At 60.4% G+C, this 19,460-nt stretch carries 18 protein-coding genes; 9 read left to right on the top strand and 9 right to left on the bottom strand.

Annotated elements, in window-relative coordinates:
• Nucleotides 1–18 precede the first annotated feature (18 nt).
• Genes hpf through CAF65_RS00695 form a run of 4 tightly spaced genes read left to right on the top strand, consistent with a single transcriptional unit; the run spans nucleotide 19 to nucleotide 1,955 of the window.
• Nucleotides 19–327, top strand: coding sequence for a ribosome hibernation-promoting factor, HPF/YfiA family (gene hpf / locus CAF65_RS00710; RefSeq protein WP_008018717.1), 309 nt, complete (start codon nucleotides 19–21; stop codon nucleotides 325–327).
• A 12-nt stretch (nucleotides 328–339) separates the two neighbouring features.
• Nucleotides 340–804 (top strand): PTS IIA-like nitrogen regulatory protein PtsN, encoded by a 465-nt coding sequence (ptsN, locus tag CAF65_RS00705; protein ID WP_085714549.1) that lies wholly within the window; start codon nucleotides 340–342, stop codon nucleotides 802–804.
• Nucleotides 805–806: 2 nt separating this feature from the next.
• On the top strand, nucleotides 807–1,664 hold the full coding sequence (gene rapZ, locus CAF65_RS00700; protein ID WP_085714548.1) for an RNase adapter RapZ: 858 nt from the start codon (nucleotides 807–809) through the stop codon (nucleotides 1,662–1,664).
• Nucleotides 1,665–1,679: 15 nt separating this feature from the next.
• On the top strand, nucleotides 1,680–1,955 hold the full coding sequence (locus CAF65_RS00695) for an HPr family phosphocarrier protein (RefSeq protein ID WP_085714547.1): 276 nt from the start codon (nucleotides 1,680–1,682) through the stop codon (nucleotides 1,953–1,955).
• A gap of 149 nt (nucleotides 1,956–2,104) precedes the next feature.
• On the opposite strand, the gene pmbA is transcribed toward CAF65_RS00695, so the two are convergent.
• The gene (gene pmbA / locus CAF65_RS00690; RefSeq protein WP_085714546.1) at nucleotides 2,105–3,451 is read right to left on the bottom strand and encodes a metalloprotease PmbA; all 1,347 of its coding nucleotides are present in this window, start codon (nucleotides 3,449–3,451) and stop codon (nucleotides 2,105–2,107) included.
• A 108-nt stretch (nucleotides 3,452–3,559) separates the two neighbouring features.
• Between pmbA and yjgA the strand changes: the two genes are divergently transcribed.
• On the top strand, nucleotides 3,560–4,084 hold the full coding sequence (yjgA, locus tag CAF65_RS00685; protein ID WP_085714545.1) for a ribosome biogenesis factor YjgA: 525 nt from the start codon (nucleotides 3,560–3,562) through the stop codon (nucleotides 4,082–4,084).
• Nucleotides 4,085–4,144: 60 nt separating this feature from the next.
• Here the strand turns inward: yjgA and tldD are convergent, their stop codons facing one another.
• The 8 genes from tldD to mreB all read right to left on the bottom strand — a co-directional run bounded on the left by tldD (nucleotide 4,145) and on the right by mreB (nucleotide 15,483).
• Nucleotides 4,145–5,587: a metalloprotease TldD gene (gene tldD / locus CAF65_RS00680; RefSeq protein WP_085714544.1), complete on the bottom strand. Its 1,443-nt coding sequence runs from the start codon at nucleotides 5,585–5,587 to the stop codon at nucleotides 4,145–4,147.
• Between the two features lie 12 nt (nucleotides 5,588–5,599).
• Nucleotides 5,600–6,454 carry a carbon-nitrogen hydrolase family protein gene (locus CAF65_RS00675; RefSeq protein ID WP_085714543.1) on the bottom strand — a complete coding sequence of 285 codons (855 nt, stop codon included), beginning with the start codon at nucleotides 6,452–6,454 and terminating at the stop codon, nucleotides 5,600–5,602.
• Between the two features lie 197 nt (nucleotides 6,455–6,651).
• Nucleotides 6,652–10,455, bottom strand: coding sequence for a YhdP family protein (locus tag CAF65_RS00670; RefSeq protein WP_085714542.1), 3,804 nt, complete (start codon nucleotides 10,453–10,455; stop codon nucleotides 6,652–6,654).
• 75 nt (nucleotides 10,456–10,530) lie between these two features.
• Nucleotides 10,531–11,988 (bottom strand): ribonuclease G, encoded by a 1,458-nt coding sequence (gene rng / locus CAF65_RS00665; protein WP_007970246.1) that lies wholly within the window; start codon nucleotides 11,986–11,988, stop codon nucleotides 10,531–10,533.
• Between the two features lie 45 nt (nucleotides 11,989–12,033).
• The gene (locus tag CAF65_RS00660) at nucleotides 12,034–12,642 is read right to left on the bottom strand and encodes a nucleoside triphosphate pyrophosphatase (protein ID WP_085714541.1); all 609 of its coding nucleotides are present in this window, start codon (nucleotides 12,640–12,642) and stop codon (nucleotides 12,034–12,036) included.
• Between the two features lie 32 nt (nucleotides 12,643–12,674).
• The gene (gene mreD, locus CAF65_RS00655; RefSeq protein WP_007970244.1) at nucleotides 12,675–13,166 is read right to left on the bottom strand and encodes a rod shape-determining protein MreD; all 492 of its coding nucleotides are present in this window, start codon (nucleotides 13,164–13,166) and stop codon (nucleotides 12,675–12,677) included.
• A complete protein-coding gene (gene mreC, locus CAF65_RS00650; RefSeq protein ID WP_085714540.1) occupies nucleotides 13,166–14,302 on the bottom strand; it encodes a rod shape-determining protein MreC in 1,137 nt (378 codons plus the stop codon). The genes mreD and mreC overlap by 1 nt, the downstream gene beginning before the upstream one ends.
• 143 nt (nucleotides 14,303–14,445) lie before the next feature.
• Nucleotides 14,446–15,483 carry a rod shape-determining protein MreB gene (gene mreB / locus CAF65_RS00645; protein WP_002555108.1) on the bottom strand — a complete coding sequence of 346 codons (1,038 nt, stop codon included), beginning with the start codon at nucleotides 15,481–15,483 and terminating at the stop codon, nucleotides 14,446–14,448.
• A gap of 211 nt (nucleotides 15,484–15,694) precedes the next feature.
• Between mreB and gatC the strand changes: the two genes are divergently transcribed.
• The 4 genes from gatC (at nucleotide 15,695) to CAF65_RS00625 (ending at nucleotide 19,423) form a co-directional block, all read left to right on the top strand.
• A complete protein-coding gene (gene gatC, locus CAF65_RS00640) occupies nucleotides 15,695–15,982 on the top strand; it encodes an Asp-tRNA(Asn)/Glu-tRNA(Gln) amidotransferase subunit GatC (RefSeq protein ID WP_024011606.1) in 288 nt (95 codons plus the stop codon).
• 16 nt (nucleotides 15,983–15,998) lie between these two features.
• Entirely contained in the window at nucleotides 15,999–17,450 is a 1,452-nt protein-coding gene (gene gatA / locus CAF65_RS00635) for an Asp-tRNA(Asn)/Glu-tRNA(Gln) amidotransferase subunit GatA (protein WP_085714539.1), read from the top strand.
• Between the two features lie 10 nt (nucleotides 17,451–17,460).
• Entirely contained in the window at nucleotides 17,461–18,906 is a 1,446-nt protein-coding gene (gatB, locus tag CAF65_RS00630; RefSeq protein WP_085714538.1) for an Asp-tRNA(Asn)/Glu-tRNA(Gln) amidotransferase subunit GatB, read from the top strand.
• 142 nt (nucleotides 18,907–19,048) lie between these two features.
• Nucleotides 19,049–19,423, top strand: coding sequence for a septal ring lytic transglycosylase RlpA family protein (locus CAF65_RS00625; RefSeq protein WP_085714537.1), 375 nt, complete (start codon nucleotides 19,049–19,051; stop codon nucleotides 19,421–19,423).
• Nucleotides 19,424–19,460 lie beyond the last annotated feature (37 nt).

Below are 19,460 nucleotides of genomic sequence, written 5' to 3'. Positions count from 1 at the left end.
CAACGAAGGAGAAGCTGTATGCAAGTCAACATCAGTGGACACCAACTGGAAGTGACCGAACCTCTCCGCTCCTACATCGGCGAAAAACTCGAACGATTGGAGCGACACTTCGACAAGATCACTAACGTGCAGGTCACGATGACCGTCGAAAAGTTGAAGCAGAAAATCGAAGCCACACTGCATATTCCCGGGAATGAAGTGGTCGCAAACGCGGAACATACCGATATGTACGCAGCGATCGATGCACTCACCGACAAGCTGGATAAACAACTCAAAAAGCATAAGGAAAAGACCCAGAGCCTCCTTCAGGGCGCAACCGGTCGTTAACACTCCCAACCCATGATCCGACTTGAAAGTATCCTGACCCCCGGCCGTTCCCTGGTGAACGTGCCGGGTGGCAGTAAAAAGAAAGCCCTCGAACAAATTGCCAATCTGATCGCCCGCGAAGTGCCGGCTCTGGAGATGCAAGATGTCTTCGAGGCGCTGATTGCCCGTGAAAAACTCGGCTCCACCGGTTTTGGCAACGGCATCGCCATTCCACATTGCCGTCTCAAGGGCTGTGTTTCGCCCATCAGTGCATTGATGCACCTGGACGCCCCTATCGATTTCGACGCCATCGACGGCGCGCCGGTTGACCTGCTGTTCGTACTGCTGGTCCCGGAAGCCGCCACCGATGCGCACCTTGAGCTGCTGCGGCAGATCGCCAGCATGCTCGATCGCAAGGACGTGCGCGACAAACTGCGTAGCGCTCCGAGCAATGAAGCCCTGTATCAGGTTGTCCTGGACGAGCAAAACGGTCAGTAATCATGCGCTTGATCATCGTCAGTGGCCGTTCCGGCTCAGGTAAAAGTACCGCCCTCGACGTCCTTGAGGACAACGGGTACTACTGCATCGACAATCTGCCTGCCGGCCTGCTGCCGGAACTGGCCGAACGAGCGCTGATTCATACCGAGCTGATGCAGCCGCTGGTCGCCGTTTCCATTGACGCCCGCAACCTGCCCAGCCACCTGTCACGCTTCCCCGACCTGCTCGAAGAAGTCCGCAGCCGCCACATCCAGTGCGATGTCCTGTACCTGGACGCCGACGAAGAAACACTGCTCAAGCGCTTCTCGGAAACCCGCCGGCGTCACCCCCTGACCAACGCCAACCGCTCGCTGGCCGAAGCCATCAGCGTCGAGAGCGTCCTGCTCGGGCCAATTGCCGACCTCGCCGATCTCAAGATCAACACTACCAGCCTGAACCTGTATCAACTGCGCGATACCATCAAACTGCGCCTGTTGAACCAACCGGAACCCGGCACTGCGTTCCTGGTGGAATCCTTCGGGTTCAAACGCGGCATGCCGGTGGACGCCGACCTGGTGTTCGATGTGCGTTGCCTGCCCAACCCTTACTGGAAACCGGAATTGCGCGAACAGTCCGGGCTCGATAAACCGGTTGCCGAATACCTGGCAGCACAACCGGATGTCGAAGAGATGTTCCAGGACATTTCCACATACCTGCTAAAGTGGCTGCCTCGTTTTGCCGCCAGCAACCGCGCCTACGTCACCATTGCCATTGGCTGCACTGGCGGACATCATCGCTCCGTCTACCTGACCGAGCGTGTGGGGCAGGCGCTGCAAAAATCCCTGAAGAACGTCCAGGTTCGCCACCGCGACCTCAGCTAAAGGATTCACATCGCGATGCCTGCTCTGGAAATCGAAATCATCAATAAACTGGGTTTGCATGCCCGGGCGTCTGCAAAATTCGTTGGTGTTGCCGGCCAATTCAAGGATTGCACGATCCGCGTGGGACGCACGCCAGAATCCACTGTCGATGGTAAAAGCATCATGGCCATGATGATGCTCGCCGCCGGCAAGGGCACCAAAATCCATCTGAGCACGGAAGGCGAGCAGGAACAGGAAGCGATGAATGCGCTGGTGGCCTTGATCAACAATTACTTCGACGAAGGCGAGTAAACGCCGCGGCTTTGTGGCGAGCGCCGTATCCATCACCATCATCAAGCAAAACGGCGTTCCTGTTTCTGTGTTTCCCGGGATTCCGTGAAGAACCATAAAAAAGGCGCGCCACCCATTGGGTGGCGCGCCTTTTTGTGTCACGGGGGAGATTAACTGCCCGCTACGGTCATCCGCTCGATCAGCACCGAACCGGTGCGGATGTTGCTGCGAAGTTCGAGATCATTACCGACCGCGACGATCTGTTTGAACATGTCGCGCATGTTGCCGGCGATAGTCACTTCCTGGACCGCGAACTGGATCTCGCCGTTCTCGACCCAGTAACCCGCCGCGCCCCGGGAATAATCGCCGGTGACCATGTTCAGCCCCTGGCCCATCAACTCGGTGACCAACAGCCCGCGCCCCATGCGCCGCAGCAAGGCCGCCTGGTCTTCATCACCGTGGGTGACGAACAGGTTGTGCACGCCGCCCGCGTTGGCCGTGCTCGGCATGCCGAGCTTGCGACCGGAGTAGGTGCCGAGGATGTAGGACACCAATTCGCCTTTTTCGACGAACGGTTTGGCGTAGGTTGCCAGGCCATCGCCATCGAACGCAGCACTACCCAATGCCCGCATCAGGTGCGGACGCTCGTCGATGGTCAGCCACTCCGGAAACAGCTTCTGACCGAGAGTACCCTCGAGGAACGAAGACTTGCGATACAGGCTGCCGCCGGAAATCGCCGACAGGAAACTGCCGAACAGGCCCCCGGCCAACTCTGCGGAAAACAGTACCGGTACCTCACAAGTCGGCACCGGACGCGCGCCCAGACGGCTTGCCGCCCGTTGCGCAGCGCGCTGGCCGATGCTGACCGGGTCGGCGAGCAGATTGCCCTGCCGGTTCACGTCGTACCAGTAATCACGCTGCATCTGGCCGTCCGCTTCGGCGATCATCACGCAACTCAAGCTGTGACGAGTCGATGCGTATCCGCCGATGAACCCGTGGCTGTTGCCGTAGACGCGGCAGCCCTGATGGGTGCTGAGGGTGGTGCCATCGGCGTTCCTGATCCGGCTGTCGGCGGCAAATGCCGCAGCTTCGCAGGCCAGGGCCTGCTCGATGGCTTGTTCCGGAGAAATGTCCCACTGGTGGAACAAGTCGAAATCCTGAATATCCCGCGCCATCAGCGCGGCATCCGCAAGGCCCGAGGCTTCGTCTTCCGAAGTATGTTTGGCGATGGCCAGTGCTGCGGCAACCGTTTCGCGAATCGCTTCCGGACCGCTGGCCGACGTGCTGGCCGAGCCTTTGCGCTGGCCGACATACAAGGTGATGCCAAACCCCTGATCGCGGTTGAATTCGACCGTTTCGACTTCACGCTGGCGCACCGTAGTCGACAAACCCTGCTCAAGCGACACCGCCACTTCACAGGCACTGGCCCCCTGGCGCCTGGCTTCAGCGATGATCTGCTCGACTTGTTCCTGCAGTGCCGGCAACGCTTGTGGGCCGACGCTTTCAACTGCACTCATGCTGTTCTCCACTCAAATTCTGCTTTCGGTAACGGTCATCGAGCGACCGGGCCGGACAAGCGGCCCCCGACTGGTTATCATGGCGGCGTTTCTTAGCGGACTGCCACCATGGTTGATTCTTACGACGACTCCCTCGATACGGGAGAAAAAAGCAAATCCCAGGTCAAACGCGAGCTGCATGCTCTGGTTGACCTTGGCGAGCGCCTTACAACACTCAAGCCTGACTTGCTGGCCAAACTGCCCTTGACCGACGGTTTGCGCCGGGCTCTGGCCGATGCGCCCAAGCACACCGCGAACATCGCGCGTAAACGGCACCTTCAGTTCATCGGCAAACTGATGCGCGATCAGGACACTGACGCCATTCTGGTTCTGCTCGATCAACTCGATGCCTCCACCCGTCAATACAACGAACGCTTCCATAACCTGGAACGCTGGCGCGATCGTCTGATCGGTGGCGACGATGCAACCCTGGAAAAATTCGTCACCGAATATCCGGACGCGGATCGCCAGCAATTGCGTTCCCTGATCCGTCAGGCCCAGCATGAGGTTGCGCAAAACAAGCCTCCTGCTTCCAGCCGTAAAATCTTCAAGTACATCCGTGAGCTGGACGAGACTCAACGCGGCCTGCGTTGAGTCCCTGATCGGGTGAGTTGCCATGCAACTCACCCGAAGCTTCACTGTTTCAAAAACCGCTTACGCGCCCGTGCCACCCACGGTGATCGCATCAATCTTCAGCGTTGGCTGGCCAACACCCACCGGCACCGACTGCCCATCCTTGCCACACGTGCCCACGCCGCTGTCCAGCGCCAGATCATTACCGACCATCGACACCTTGCTCATGGCTTCCGGCCCGTTGCCGATCAACGTCGCACCTTTGACCGGTGCAGTGATCTTGCCATCCTCGATCAGGTACGCCTCACTGGTGGAAAACACGAACTTGCCGCTGGTGATGTCCACCTGGCCGCCACCCAGGTTGGCGCAGTAGATGCCGCGTTTCACCGAGGCGATGATTTCCGCCGGGTCGCTTTCGCCGGCGAGCATGTAGGTATTGGTCATGCGCGGCATCGGCAGGTGCGCGTAGGACTCGCGACGGCCGTTACCGGTGCGTGCCACGCCCATCAAACGGGCATTGAGCTTGTCCTGCATGTAGCCCTTGAGTACACCGTTTTCGATCAGCGTGGTGCACTCGGTCGGCGTTCCCTCGTCATCGACACTCAACGAGCCGCGACGACCGGCCAGGGTGCCGTCATCGACAATGGTGCAAAGCTTCGACGCAACCATCTCGCCCATGCGCCCGCTATAAGCCGAACTGCCCTTGCGATTGAAATCGCCTTCCAGACCATGCCCGACGGCTTCATGCAGCAGCACGCCCGACCAGCCGGAACCGAGCACCACCGGCAAGGTACCGGCCGGTGCCGGAATAGCCTCAAGGTTGACCAGCGCCTGGCGCAACGCTTCACGGGCATAGCCCATGGCGCGGTCTTCGCCGAGGAAATAACGGTAATCGGTCCGACCGCCACCGCCATGACCGCCACGCTCGCGGCGACCGTTCTGCTCGACGATCACGCTGACATTGAAACGCACCAACGGCCGCACATCCGCCGCCAGACCGCCGTCGGTGGAAGCCACCAGAATCCGCTCCCAGACACCGGCCATGCTCACGGTGACTTGCTGGATGCGTGGGTCGAGGGCACGGGTCGCGGCGTCGACTCGCTTGAGCAAATCGACTTTCTCGGCCCGGGTCAGCACTTCCAGGGGATTGTCCGGCGCATACAACTGCGCAACGTCCTGGCTGGTGAATGCCTGAACCATGCCGTGCTGCCCGGCACGGGAAATCGAACGGGAGGCACGCGCCGCCGCGCCCAGGGCTTCAAGAGTGATGGCATTGCTGTAGGCAAAACCGGTTTTTTCACCCGATTGAGCGCGCACGCCCACACCCTGGTCAAGGTTGAAGCTGCCTTCCTTGACGATGCCGTCTTCCAGCGCCCAGGACTCGGAGATCTGCCCCTGGAAATACAGGTCGGCCGCATCGATGCCCGGCCCGGCCAGATCGCCGAGCACGCCTTGCAGGCTCTCGATAGTGACGCCGCCGGGCGCCAACAGGTGTTCACTGACTGAGGACAACAACTCGCTCATATGCTTTACGCCTTAAATTCGTCGTTCTGATGCAGGTCGCTGGGCGCCCTGCGAGAAAAAGCGCCGGTGACTGGACACCGGCATCCGCGCCCGGATGGACGCCTGTTCGCTGCTGTCGCGTTCGGCCAACAGCACGGCTTCGCCTTGATCCTGTTGTGCCAGCACACGCCCCCACGGATCGACGATGGCGGCATGCCCGAATGTTTCCCGCGGCCCCGGATGCGTCCCGCCCTGGGCAGCCGCGAGCACGTAGCATTGCGTCTCGATGGCTCGCGCACGAATCAGCACATCCCAATGCGCCGCGCCGGTCACCGCCGTAAAGGCCGAAGGGGCAGTAATCAGTTCCGCGCCGGCCGCGCGCAATTCGCTGTACAGCTCGGGAAAGCGCAGGTCATAGCAGACCGTCAGGCCGACTCGGCCAACCGGTGTGTCCGCCACGACCACCCCATTGCCATAAGCATAGTCATCGGATTCACGATAACGGCCACGATTGTCCGCCACATCGACGTCGAACAGGTGCAGCTTGTCGTAGCGCGCCACCGTTTCGCCCTGGTCGTCGACCAGCAACGAACAGGCATGCACTTTGGCCGTCGGCTGATCCACCGGCGGCAACGGCAGTGTGCCGGCCACTATCCATAACTTGAGGTCGCGTGCGGTCTGTTTCAACCAAGGCAGAATCGGGCCTTCACCCAGTGCTTCGGCGCGTCCGATCTCGGCAATGTCACGCCGGCCCATGGCGGCGAAATTTTCCGGCAATACTGCCAGTTTCGCACCGCCGACGGCCGCTTGTTCGAGCAACCGACGGGCCTGGGCCAGATTGGCCAGCACATCGCTCTGGCTGACCATTTGAATCACCGCTAGAGACATGGCCTTTTCCTTATTGAAATCAATACAGACGTTGTAGGAGCGAGCTTGCTCCGGGCGGCGCTCCGACGATGAATTTGAACGCGATACGTTTTTTCAGACAGCCAGTGTCATCGTTCACGTCCATCACGAGCAAGTTCACTCCTACAAGGGGCGAGCCGCAATGGCCATGCTACTCCACAGGCCCGAAGGATGGCTTTTCAAAAAGGCTTGTCGAAGGTGATTTTCGGTTCTTTCCACGGCCCGTTGACGGTGTATTTCACACTGGCGAAACGGGCGACCCGGTCACCGATCAGCTTGTCGATCAGGAACAGTGCCCCGCCGACCGCCGGTGCACCGACGATCAGTGCGGCGATCGGCAGGTTATTGGTCACCGGCAAGGTCACCAACAGTTTCGCATCGATCTGATCGGCCACCATGTTCAGGGTGCCATCGAGCTCAATGGTGCTCGACGGCCCCGTCAGCCGGATCGGCTCACGGGTGACATACACTCCGTTCGTCCCGACCAGCAGCCCCTTGACCCGGTCATAACTCAGGCCTTTGCCGAACAGGTCGGAAAAGTCCAGGCGCAGGCGCCGGCCGATGGAATTGAAGTTGAGCAAACCAAATACCCGTAACGCCTGGGCACCGCCTTCGACCTCGACGAACTGCCCCTGATTGAGTGTCGCATCGAGCGAGCCGGAGAAACGCTTGGTCGCCACCCAGGCCGGCGATCCGGGCCAGCGGCCATCGACATCCATATAAAAGTCCTGGCTGGTGACGCTAGGTGCATACCCCCAGTTCTTGAGCACATCGGCGAGGTTCTTGCCGCTGATCCGCCCCTTGTACCAGCTTGAGCTCGCCCCGGGCACGCCTTCCCAGCCACCGCTGCCCACCAACAGGATGCCCTTGAGGCCCAGGTCCAGAGAGTTGAACACGATGCCCTTGGCCGTCGGACGAATTTTCAGCGACCAGCCACCCACCAGATCCTGGCCCTGGAATAACTGATTGATGGTGATGTCCATCGCAGGGATTTTCGTCGGGTCCACCGACGCCAGTGGGTCCGGTGAGTTTTCATCGGCTTGCACGGCCGGGTCCGGTGCGGGCAGGCGCACGGTTTGCAGATTGATCGTGATCGGCACCGCGTTCGTATCGGGCAGGTTGGCATTGCCCTTGATCTGCTGGCTGTCGAGTTGCAGTGCCCAGGAGGAAGCCTTGCGCGTCAGCTGGATCGAGGCCTCATCGAGCGTGGTGCCGATACCGCTGAGCTTGCCCACCTTGAAATCCGCACCGCTGAGCAATTGCCTGGCGCTGCCGCCGGGGTCCTGTCCGGCGTATTTATCCACCAGTTCCTTCCACGGACCAACGTCCAGCTCCGACAGCACGCCCCGAACCCTCAGGCCTTTGGTGTCAGGTAACAGCGCCTCGCCGTCACCGAGAGACAACTCCCCGCGACCGCCGGCGAAATTGCTGGCCGGGGCCGCGAACGTGAAGCGCGCCAGGTCCCCGTAGTTGACCCAATAGCGCCGTTCGTCGCCCTGCAAGGTCATACGGAACGTCGTGTCGCGCCCGGTATCGGCGGTCATGCCGAACGGTGCAGGTAAATCGACGGCAACGCCCTTGAGGCTGGAATTGACCAGCAATTGGCTGTCGGCGCCGTTCAGGGTCAGTTTCAGTTGATAAGGGATCACGCCACTCACCGGCAGAGGCTGGGTCACCTTCAGCCAGTCGGTCAGTTTCTTGACCTCGACCTGGCCCGACGCGGTCACCCGGGTATTGAGTTTACCCGGGCTGCCGTCGGCAAAAATCTGTGCGCTGACCGGCTTGTCGAATGCCCGTGCGCTGATGTTCTGCCCGCTCAGGCCCTTGGCACTGTCGAAACGGAAATCACCCTTGAGCTGGGTCAGTTCCAGCACAGGTTCGGCCAGTTTCAAGCGTGCCTTGGCGGTATTGAAATCGACGAGGATCTTCGGCTCCTCGCCTTTTGCCAGCGGAATGTCCAACTTCAACTTGCCTTGCAGGTCTCCCTCGCCTTCCCAGCCGGCAAAGGTTGCCCCGGTGCCGATCGGCGCTTCCTGGAGGATTTTCAGGCCATCGCCCAAACCGCCGGCAAATCCGCCATCGAGGAACAAATGAACGTTCTGCCCGGCAGGCACATGGGGAATGTTGACGTAAACATCGTTGACCTGGGTGTCGAGCAATTGGCCCTTGCTGGCCAGAATCCGCACACCACTGTCTTCGACGAACACGTCGCCGCTGACCTTGCTGACATGGGGCCAGCCCGGCTGGAAGGCCAGTTCGGCATCGTGAACCTTGAAGTACAGGCTGATGCTGCGATCCTCGTCTGCGGCACCGTGGCTGAGCGAGCCTTGATACTGGAAGAAGCCTTGATCCACCGCGCCCTTGAGAATCGCGGTGCGCAGCCATTCGTCCAGCGCCGGGCTGAGGACCGCCGGCAAGTACTTGGCGGTGTAGCGACCGTCGCCGTCCACCAGGCCGACCCGCAGATCCATGTAGTCTTCCTGGGTGTGATCGAAATGCAGGCGAATCAGGAAGTCGCCGGCGATCTTGCCTTCCTCGCCCAGCACTTTCAGGTACGGCGCGATCAGGGTGAAACCTTCTTTATCAAGTTTCCACGTCAGCCGCGCATTGGCCTGAATGTACTGCCATGGCTTGGCGAAAATAGGGTCCAGGTGCAGCATGAAATCCTTGCTGTCCATGCGCAGTTCGCCGTGTCCCAGGTCGCCGCTGATGCTGCCGCTGACATTTCGGGCCGCCGGCGCACCGTGATAGGCATCGAAGCCTACCTGGTCGAGGTTGGCGGCAAACCCGAACTTGCTGTCGTCGGTGGCATTCGGGCGCAAGTCGACCAGCACATTACGCAATCCACCGGTGACTTTCAGCCGTTCGACGACCTTGGCAAAACCTTCCGGTAACGGCGCCATGGCGTTGAGCAGCGGGGTCAGCGGAGTGAGATCAACCCGGTCGGCTTGCAGGTGCCAGAGCTCTTCGGTTTTATCAGTGGCCGCGCTTTGCTTGAGTTGCAAATGCGTTTCCCAGCGGGTCTCGCCGAGGTTCATCGCCAGGGAATCCAGAGTCACTGACACACCTTCAGCACTGCGCTGGAAGTAGCCATTGAGCGCCAGGTTATTGATCTGGATCTGCTTGCGCTCGGCGTAGGCGCCCTTGAGTTGAGGCGCGTTCAAGCGCACTGCAGCACTTTGCAGGGTGCCTTTGCCCCAGGTCAGCCAAAGCTCGCCACCAGCTTTGATCTCGGAGAAACTCCACTCTTGGGTCACTCGCTCGGGCAACCACTTCGACCAGTCGCTTTGCGGCAGGCTAAGGTAGACCTCGGCTTCACCGTCCTTCCATTGGCTGGCACGAATGCGGGTACGCAGGCTCATGGCCACCGGCTGGCCGTCGGGCAGGGTCAGGCGGGCGTCGAGTCGCTGCCGGGTGGCACCTGTTTTCAGATTCAGGCCGACGTAAGTCAGTGTCAGCGGCGACTGACCGAACGGCTGCAACGTTACCTGGCTGTCCAGCACCGACAGTTGCTGGATCATCTGCATGCGATTGAGCAGCTGTTCCGGATCAGTTGGCTGGTCCTGCTGCACCGGCAAACCTTCCAGCGCCCATTGACCGTCGTTCCCCTCCTTGACGCTGATCTTCAGGCCGCTGAGTTCAAGATGAGCGATGCGCACCTGACGGGCCAGCAGGCTGGCCCAAAGGTCCGGCACCGCGCGCACCTGATCCAGGTGCAAGGCATTGGCGCCCTCGCCGACCGTCACGTCGTGAGCCATCAAGATGGGTGCAAAGCCACTCCAGTTGCCTTCGAGCTCGCCGATCTGCAACGGCATGCCCAAGGCATCGCTGGCTTGGGTTTCGATATCGGCACGGTACTCGGCGACTAACGGCGTCAGCTCCCGGCCAAGGCTGACGTAGAGCGCCATCAACACCAAAACCAACGCGCACAGGCCCAGACCCCAGCGGGTCAGTGCGGCCAAAATGCGTGTCAGACGGTCCATGTCAGATGGCTCCCATGGCAAAAAATTTGCAAAAAGCTGAGGCCAGCCATTCTTGAACAATCAAAACGATACGCTTCAGAGCAGCACCACGTCGTATTGTTCCTGGGAATACATGGTTTCGACCTGGAAGCGGATGGTGCGCCCGATAAACCCCTCCAGCTCGGCGACGTTGCCCGACTCTTCGTCGAGCAGGCGGTCCACGACTTTCTGGTTCGCCAATACACGATAGCCTTCCGCCTGATAGGCGCGAGCCTCACGCAGGATTTCGCGGAAGATTTCGTAGCAAACGGTTTCCGGTGTCTTGAGCTTGCCGCGTCCCTGACAGGCGTTGCACGGCTCACACAACACTTGCTCAAGGCTTTCGCGGGTACGCTTGCGGGTCATCTGCACCAGGCCCAGTTCGGTGATACCGATGATGTTGGTTTTGGCGTGATCGCGCTCCAGTTGCTTTTCGAGCGTGCGCAACACCTGGCGCTGGTGTTCCTCATCTTCCATGTCGATGAAGTCGATGATGATGATTCCGCCGAGGTTACGCAGGCGCAATTGACGGGCGATGGCCGTCGCGGCTTCGAGGTTGGTCTTGAAGATGGTTTCTTCGAGGTTGCGATGGCCGACGAACGCCCCGGTGTTGACGTCGATGGTACTCATGGCTTCCGCCGGGTCGACCACCAGATAACCGCCGGACTTGAGCGGGACCTTGCGCTCGAGCGCCTTCTGGATTTCGTCTTCGACGCCATACAGGTCGAAAATCGGCCGTTCGCCCGGGTAATGCTCCAGACGGTCAGCAATCTCGGGCATCAACTCGGCGACGAACTGCGTGGTTTTCTGGAAGGTTTCCCGGGAGTCGATACGGATTTTCTCGATTTTCGGGCTCACCAGGTCACGCAGTGTACGCAGCGCCAAACCGAGGTCTTCGTAGATCACGCTGGGCGCGCTGATGGTTTTGATCTGGGCGCTGATCTGATCCCATAGCCTACGCAGGTAGCGGATGTCCATGAGGATTTCATCAGCGCCGGCGCCTTCGGCTGCCGTGCGCAGGATGAAACCACCGGCCTCCTTGATACCTTCCTTGGCCACGCAATCGGTGACCACTTGCTTGAGGCGTTCGCGCTCGGCTTCGTCTTCGATCTTCAGGGAAATGCCGACATGGGCCGTGCGTGGCATGTACACCAGGTATCGTGAAGGGATCGACAACTGAGTGGTCAGGCGTGCGCCTTTGGAGCCGATCGGGTCCTTGGTCACTTGCACTACCAGGCTCTGGCCTTCGTGCACCAGGGCACTGATGCTCTCGACCGCCGGGCCTTCGCGCAGGGAAATTTCCGACGCATGAATGAACGCGGCACGATCCAGGCCGATATCGACGAATGCCGCCTGCATCCCCGGCAATACCCGCACGACTTTGCCTTTATAGATGTTGCCGACGATCCCGCGCTTTTGTGTACGCTCGACGTGGACCTCTTGCAGGACACCGTTTTCGACCACCGCCACGCGCGACTCCATCGGCGTGATGTTGATCAGGATCTCTTCACTCATGGCAGGGTCTCGTTCAGGCATGTTCACGATAATGGCCGCATCTGTTCAGAACGTTGCTTGATGTGCGTTCCGGGTTTGCCAACAGGGTATGCCGAAATGGCCGAGCAGTTCCGCGGTTTCGCAAAGCGGTAGTCCGACCACCGCTGAATAACTTCCATTGAGCCCGGCGACAAACACCGCACCCAGCCCTTGAATGCCATAACCGCCCGCCTTGTCCCTTGGTTCACTGCTGGCCCAGTAGGCGGCGGCTTCTTCACGACTGATATCACGAAAACGCACCCGACTGGTGACAACCAGGGACTCGCAACGTTCGCCATCGAGCACGGCAATCGCGGTCAGGACCTCATGCTCACACCCTGACAACATCATCAGCATGGTGCACGCATCCGCTTGATCAACCGGTTTGCCGAGAATTTTTCCGTCGAGCACCACCGCAGTATCGGCACCGAGCACACAAAACGGGCCATCGGACACGACAGCGCCGCGCCCCGCTTCGGCTTTGCCGCGCGCCAGGCGCTCGACGTAGGCCGAAGGGGATTCATGCGGTAAAGGGGTTTCATCGATGTCCACACTGACGGCGGAGAACGGAACGCCGATCTGCGTGAGCAGTTCACGTCGACGCGGCGAGCCAGAGGCGAGGTACAACCGTTTCATCAAGACCTCTCCCTGTCTAATGCCTGACCGAATCAATTGATTTTGTAGCGTCGACGCAATCCGCGCAAACCGAAACTGATCCAGGGCCAGAGTAATGCACTGACCAGTGCCGGCAGCACCAGCGCCAGCGTCGGCTGACGATTGCCGGTCAAGGCACTGAGCCATAGTTGTACAAGCTGGGCGAGGCCGAAGATCACCAGGATCACCAGGCTCTGCTGCCACATCGGGAACATGCGCAGGCGTTGTTGCAGCGCCAGTACCAAATAGGTGATGAGGGTCAGGATCAAGGCATTCTGCCCCAGGAGCGTGCCGTACAGCACGTCCTCGGCCAGGCCCAGGCAAAACGCCGTCACCATCCCGACTGTCTGCGGCAGGTTCAACGCCCAGAATGCCAGCAGCAAGGCCAGCCACAACGGGCGCAGGATTTCCATGAATTGCGGCAGAGGCGAAACGCTCAGCAGCAGACCGACAGCGAACGTCAGCCAGACTATCCAGCCGTTTCGGGATGCTTTTACACCACCCATTATTCTCTTCCCACTGGAGTGGCCGGCGCGGAGACTGGCGGTTTGGCGGCAGGCTTCGCGGCAGCGGGTTGCGCCGCCGGCGGTTTAGCCGCCGCAGGATGCGTGGCCGCAGGCTTGGCTGGCTTGGTGGCTGGCTTGGCTGGCGTAGTGGCCGCAGGCGCCGCCGTGGCAGGAGCCACCGGAGCGGCAGCCGGTGCAGCGGGAGCTGCAGGGCTGACCAGTTTCGGAACTGTCGCCGGAATGATCGGGCCACCGCCCTGTGCGTCCAGATTTTCCTGGGCCTGGGCGGCGTCGTTGGCGCGCTCTTCGGCAGTACGGTTGTCGCTGAACACCAGCAGCAGGTAACGGCTGCGGTTCAAGGCGGCGGTCGGAATGGCACGGACAATGGCAAACGGCTGGCCGGAATCGTGAATCACTTCTTTGACCGTCGCCACCGGGTAACCGGCCGGGAAACGTTGCCCGAGGCCAGAGCTGACCAGCAAGTCGCCTTCCTTGATGTCGGCGGTATCGGCCACATGACGCAACTCGAGACGCTCCGGGTTGCCGGTGCCGCTGGCAATCGCCCGCAAACCGTTACGGTTCACCTGCACCGGAATGCTGTGGGTGGTATCGGTCAACAGCAGGACGCGAGAGGTGTAGGGCATCAACTCGACCACCTGGCCCATCAGGCCACGGGCATCGAGTACCGGCTGACCGAGGACCACGCCGTCGCGCTCACCTTTATTGATGATGATGCGATGGGTGAAGGGGTTGGGGTCCATTCCGATCAACTCGGCCACTTCGACTTTCTCGTTGACCAGTGCCGAAGAGTTGAGCAACTCGCGCAGCCGAACGTTCTGCTCGGTCAGGGCGGCAAGTTTCTGCATGCGCCCCTGCAACAGCAGGTTTTCAGTCTTGAGTTTTTCGTTTTCGGCGACGAGTTCGGTCCGACTGCCAAACTGACTGGCAACGCCTTCCCACAGTCGTCCGGGCAGGTCGGTGATCCAGTAGGCGTCCATCAGCACCAGCGACATCTGGCTGCGTGCAGGCTTGAGCAGACTGAAACGGGCATCGACCACCATCAGCGCGACCGATAGCACGACCAGCACCAACAGGCGCACGCCCAGTGAAGGGCCCTTGGTGAAAAGCGGTTTAATAAGCCGCTCCTTCCAGGCAAATATTCTGTTTATTCATACGGCGGCAATCCGGCCTGGATGCAGACTGACAGAAGATAAACGCGAACAGGCAGCACTGCAAAGTGCCGCCTGCGCGCTCAACAGCATAGAGGCGATCCAGCGACTTATTCGCTGGAAAGCAGATCCATGGTGTGTTTATCCATCATTTCCAATGCACGGCCACCACCGCGAGCAACGCAGGTCAGCGGGTCTTCGGCAACGATCACCGGCAGACCTGTTTCCTGGGCCAGCAGCTTGTCCAGGTCACGCAGCAAGGCGCCACCACCGGTCAATACCAGGCCGCGCTCGGCGATGTCGGAAGCCAGCTCCGGAGGCGATTGCTCCAGGGCACTTTTCACGGCCTGAACGATGGTCGCCAGGGACTCTTGCAGAGCTTCCAGCACTTCGTTGGAGTTCAGGGTGAATGCGCGTGGAACGCCTTCGGCCAGGTTACGGCCACGAACGTCGACTTCGCGAACTTCGCCGCCCGGGTAGGCCGTACCGATTTCCTGCTTGATGCGCTCGGCGGTGGACTCGCCGATCAGGCTGCCGTAGTTGCGACGCACGTAGGTGATGATCGCTTCGTCGAAGCGGTCGCCGCCAACGCGGACGGATTCGGCGTACACCACACCGTTCAGGGAGATCAGCGCGATTTCGGTGGTACCGCCACCGATATCGACGACCATCGAACCACGGGCTTCTTCAACCGGCAGGCCGGCACCGATGGCAGCAGCCATTGGCTCTTCGATCAGGAATACTTCGCGGGCACCGGCACCGAGGGCCGATTCGCGGATGGCACGACGCTCAACCTGGGTGGATTTGCATGGAACGCAGATCAACACGCGAGGGCTAGGCTGCAGGAAGCTGTTTTCGTGAACCTTGTTGATAAAGTACTGCAGCATTTTTTCGCACACGCTGAAGTCGGCGATCACGCCGTCCTTCATCGGACGAATGGCAGCGATGTTGCCCGGCGTACGGCCGAGCATGCGCTTGGCTTCGGTGCCGACAGCAACGACACTTTTCTGGTTACCGTGTGTCCGAATGGCCACAACGGAGGGCTCATTCAGGACGATACCGCGCTCGCGCACGTAAATAAGGGTGTTGGCAGTGCCCAGGTCAATGGAAAGATCGCTGGAAAACATGCCACGCAGTTTCTTGAACATGGGAAAGGGACCCTAGGCAACGCGTGGGTAAAAAAGTGCGGCAAACTCTAACAACGACAGGGATTTTGGGCAAGGCGCCAATATGTTAAATTGACCGCTTTTCTGTGCACCAAGCCCCACAATCGCGGCCTTATGACCGTAGAAGTGCGGTAGTGTTCCGACAATCTAACACACGGACGCCGTCCGTTTTGTTTTCCACTGGAGAATCCCAATGGCGCTAGAACGCTCCGACGTGGAAAAAATCGCTCATCTGGCCTGCCTTGGCCTCAATGATGCCGATCTTCCACACATCACTTCGGCCCTCAACAGCATTCTCGGGCTGGTCGACGAAATGCAGGCGGTCGATACCGACGGTATCGAACCGCTGGCCCACCCGCTGGAAGCCAGCCAGCGCCTGCGTGCAGACGTTGTGACCGAGACCAATAACCGCGAGGCCTACCAGTCCATCGCACCAGCGGTCGAAAACGGCCTGTACCTGGTTCCGAAAGTCATCGACTAAAGGGAAAGAGCCTGCAATGCATCAATTGACTCTGGCCGAGATCGCCCGCGGACTCGCCGATAAGAAGTTTTCCTCCGAAGAGCTGACCAAAGTCCTGCTGGCGCGTATCGCCCAGCTCGATCCACAGCTCAACAGTTTCATCAGCCTCACCGAGGACCTGGCGCTCAAGCAGGCGAAAGCCGCTGACACCCGTCGGGCCAATGGTGAGAGCGGCGCCCTGCTCGGCGCGCCGATCGCCCACAAGGACCTGTTCTGCACCCAGGGCATCCGCACCAGCTGCGGCTCGAAGATGCTCGACAACTTCAAGGCCCCGTATGACGCCACCGTCGTCGCCAGGCTGGCCGCTGCCGGCGCCGTGACCCTGGGCAAGACCAACATGGACGAATTCGCCATGGGTTCGGCCAACGAATCGAGCTACTACGGCGCGGTGAAAAACCCGTGGAACCTGGAACACGTGCCGGGCGGTTCGTCCGGCGGTTCGGCGGCGGCGGTTGCCGCTCGTCTGTTGCCCGCAGCCACCGGCACCGACACCGGCGGTTCGATCCGCCAGCCAGCCGCATTGACTAACCTCACCGGCCTGAAACCGACGTACGGTCGCGTATCGCGTTGGGGCATGATCGCCTACGCCTCCAGCCTCGACCAGGGCGGCCCGTTGGCGCGCACTGCCGAAGACTGCGCAATTTTGTTGCAAGGTATGGCTGGCTTTGATCCGAACGACTCCACCAGCATCGATGAGCCCGTGCCGGACTACAGCGCCAGCCTGAACGGTTCGCTGCAAGGCCTGCGCATCGGCGTGCCGAAAGAGTATTTCAGCCCCGGCCTCGACCCACGCATTGCCGACCTGGTCATGGCCAGCGTCGAAGAGCTGAAAAAGCTCGGCGCCGTGGTCAAGGAAATCAGCCTGCCGAACATGCAGCACGCGATTCCTGCGTACTACGTGATCGCTCCGGCCGAAGCGTCTTCCAACCTTTCGCGTTTCGACGGCGTGCGTTTCGGCTATCGCTGCGAAGACCCGAAAAACCTGGAAGACCTGTACAAACGCTCCCGTGGCGAAGGTTTCGGGACAGAAGTGCAGCGCCGCATCATGGTCGGTGCCTACGCCCTGTCCGCCGGTTACTACGATGCCTACTACCTGAAGGCGCAGAAGATTCGTCGCTTGATCAAGAACGACTTCATGGCCGCTTTCAATGAGGTCGACATCATCCTCGGCCCAACCACGCCGAACCCGGCCTGGAAGCTCGGCGCCAAGAACAGCGACCCGGTCGCTGCGTACCTGGAAGACGTCTACACCATCACCGCCAACCTCGCGGGCCTGCCAGGCCTGTCGATGCCAGCCGGTTTCGTCGACGGTCTGCCGGTCGGCGTGCAACTGCTCGCCCCGTATTTCCAGGAAGGCCGCTTGCTCAACGTTGCGCACCAGTACCAGTTGAACACTGACTGGCACACCCGCACCCCAACCGGCTTCTGAGGAGACACACATGCAATGGGAAGTCGTGATCGGGCTGGAGATTCACACCCAGCTCACCACCCGGTCGAAAATCTTTTCCGGTAGTTCCACCACCTTCGGTTCCGAACCGAACACCCAGGCCAGCCTCGTAGACCTGGGCATGCCCGGCGTGCTGCCGGTGCTGAACCAGGAAGCGGTGCGCATGGCGGTGATGTTCGGCCTGGCAATTGACGCCGAGATCGGCCAGCACAACGTGTTCGCCCGTAAAAACTACTTCTACCCGGACCTGCCCAAGGGCTACCAGATCAGCCAGATGGAATTGCCGATCGTCGGCAAGGGCCACCTGGACATCGCCCTGGAAGACGGCACGGTCAAACGTGTCGGCATCACCCGGGCGCACCTGGAAGAAGACGCCGGCAAGAGCCTGCACGAAGAGTTCAGCGGCGCCAGCGGCATCGACCTGAACCGTGCCGGCACGCCGTTGCTGGAAATCGTTTCCGAGCCGGACATGCGCAGCGCCAAGGAAGCCGTGGCTTACGTAAAGGCGATCCACGCGCTGGTGCGTTACCTGGGCATCTGCGACGGCAACATGGCCGAAGGCTCGCTGCGTTGTGACTGCAACGTGTCGATCCGTCCAAAGGGCCAGGCCGAGTTCGGCACGCGCTGCGAGATCAAGAACGTCAACTCGTTCCGTTTCATCGAGAAGGCGATCAACAGCGAAATCCAGCGTCAGATCGAATTGATCGAAGACGGCGGCAAAGTGATCCAGCAGACCCGTCTGTACGATCCGAACAAGGACGAGACCCGTCCGATGCGCAGCAAAGAGGAAGCCAACGACTACCGTTACTTCCCTGATCCGGACCTGCTACCGGTGGTCATCGAGGACTCGTTCCTCAGCGACGTACGCGCCACCCTGCCGGAACTTCCACCGCAGAAACGCGAGCGTTTCCAGGCGCAGTTCGGTCTGTCGGCATACGACGCCAACGTGCTGGCCACCAGCCGCGAGCAAGCCGACTACTTCGAGCAAGTCGCGAGCATCAGCGGCGACGCCAAACTGGCGGCGAACTGGGTGATGGTCGAGCTGGGCAGCCTGCTCAACAAGCAAGGCCTGGACATCGAACAGTCGCCGGTTTCCGCAGAGCTCCTGGGCGGCATGCTGCTGCGCATCAAGGACAACACCATCTCCGGCAAAATCGCCAAGGTAGTGTTCGAAGCGATGGCCAACGGCGAAGGCAGCGCGGACGAGATCATCGACAAGCGCGGCCTCAAGCAAGTGACCGACACCGGCGCCATCTCGGCGGTGCTGGACGAAATGCTCGCGGCCAACGCCGAGCAGGTCGAACAGTACCGCGCGGCAGACGAAGCCAAGCGGGGCAAGATGTTCGGCTTCTTCGTCGGCCAGGCCATGAAAGCCTCCAAAGGCAAGGCCAACCCGCAACAAGTGAACGAATTGCTCAAAAGCAAGCTCGAAGGCTGATAGAAATGGGGCCAGATTTTAATCCTGGCTCAAAACCTTGTAGGAGCGAGCTTGCTCGCGATGGAATTTCAGTTGGCATCGAAGTGGCTGACACACCATCGCGAGCAAGCTCGCTCCTACAGTTATTTCGGGAAACCTTCGAATGAAACGTCTGCTCGGCGCCTGCGCCCTCCTCTCGCTCCTGGCCGGTTGCGCCAGCACCGACACCGTCGATCCGCATGGTTACGATAAAACCGGCGTGGCTTCGTACTACGGTGCCAAACACCAAGGCAAACGCACCGCCAGTGGCGAGCGTTTCGACAAGAATTCCATGACCGCCGCCCATCGCCAGCTACCCTTCGGTACGCGGGTGAAGGTGACTAATCTCAATAACGACAAATCCTGCGTGGTGCGCATCAATGATCGTGGGCCACACACCCGCGGCCGTCTGATCGACCTGTCCCATGAAGCCGCCGCACGCCTGGGCATGATAAAAAGCGGCACAGCCCGAGTGCGGGTCCAGGCCCTGGACGACTGACCGATGGAGCCCCGACCATTTTCGGATTAGCCGATTT

The sequence above is a fragment of the Pseudomonas sp. B28(2017) genome (genome assembly GCF_002113025.1).
Classification (GTDB): Bacteria; Pseudomonadota; Gammaproteobacteria; order Pseudomonadales; family Pseudomonadaceae; genus Aquipseudomonas.
This window is presented reverse-complemented; position numbering and strand designations above follow the sequence as displayed.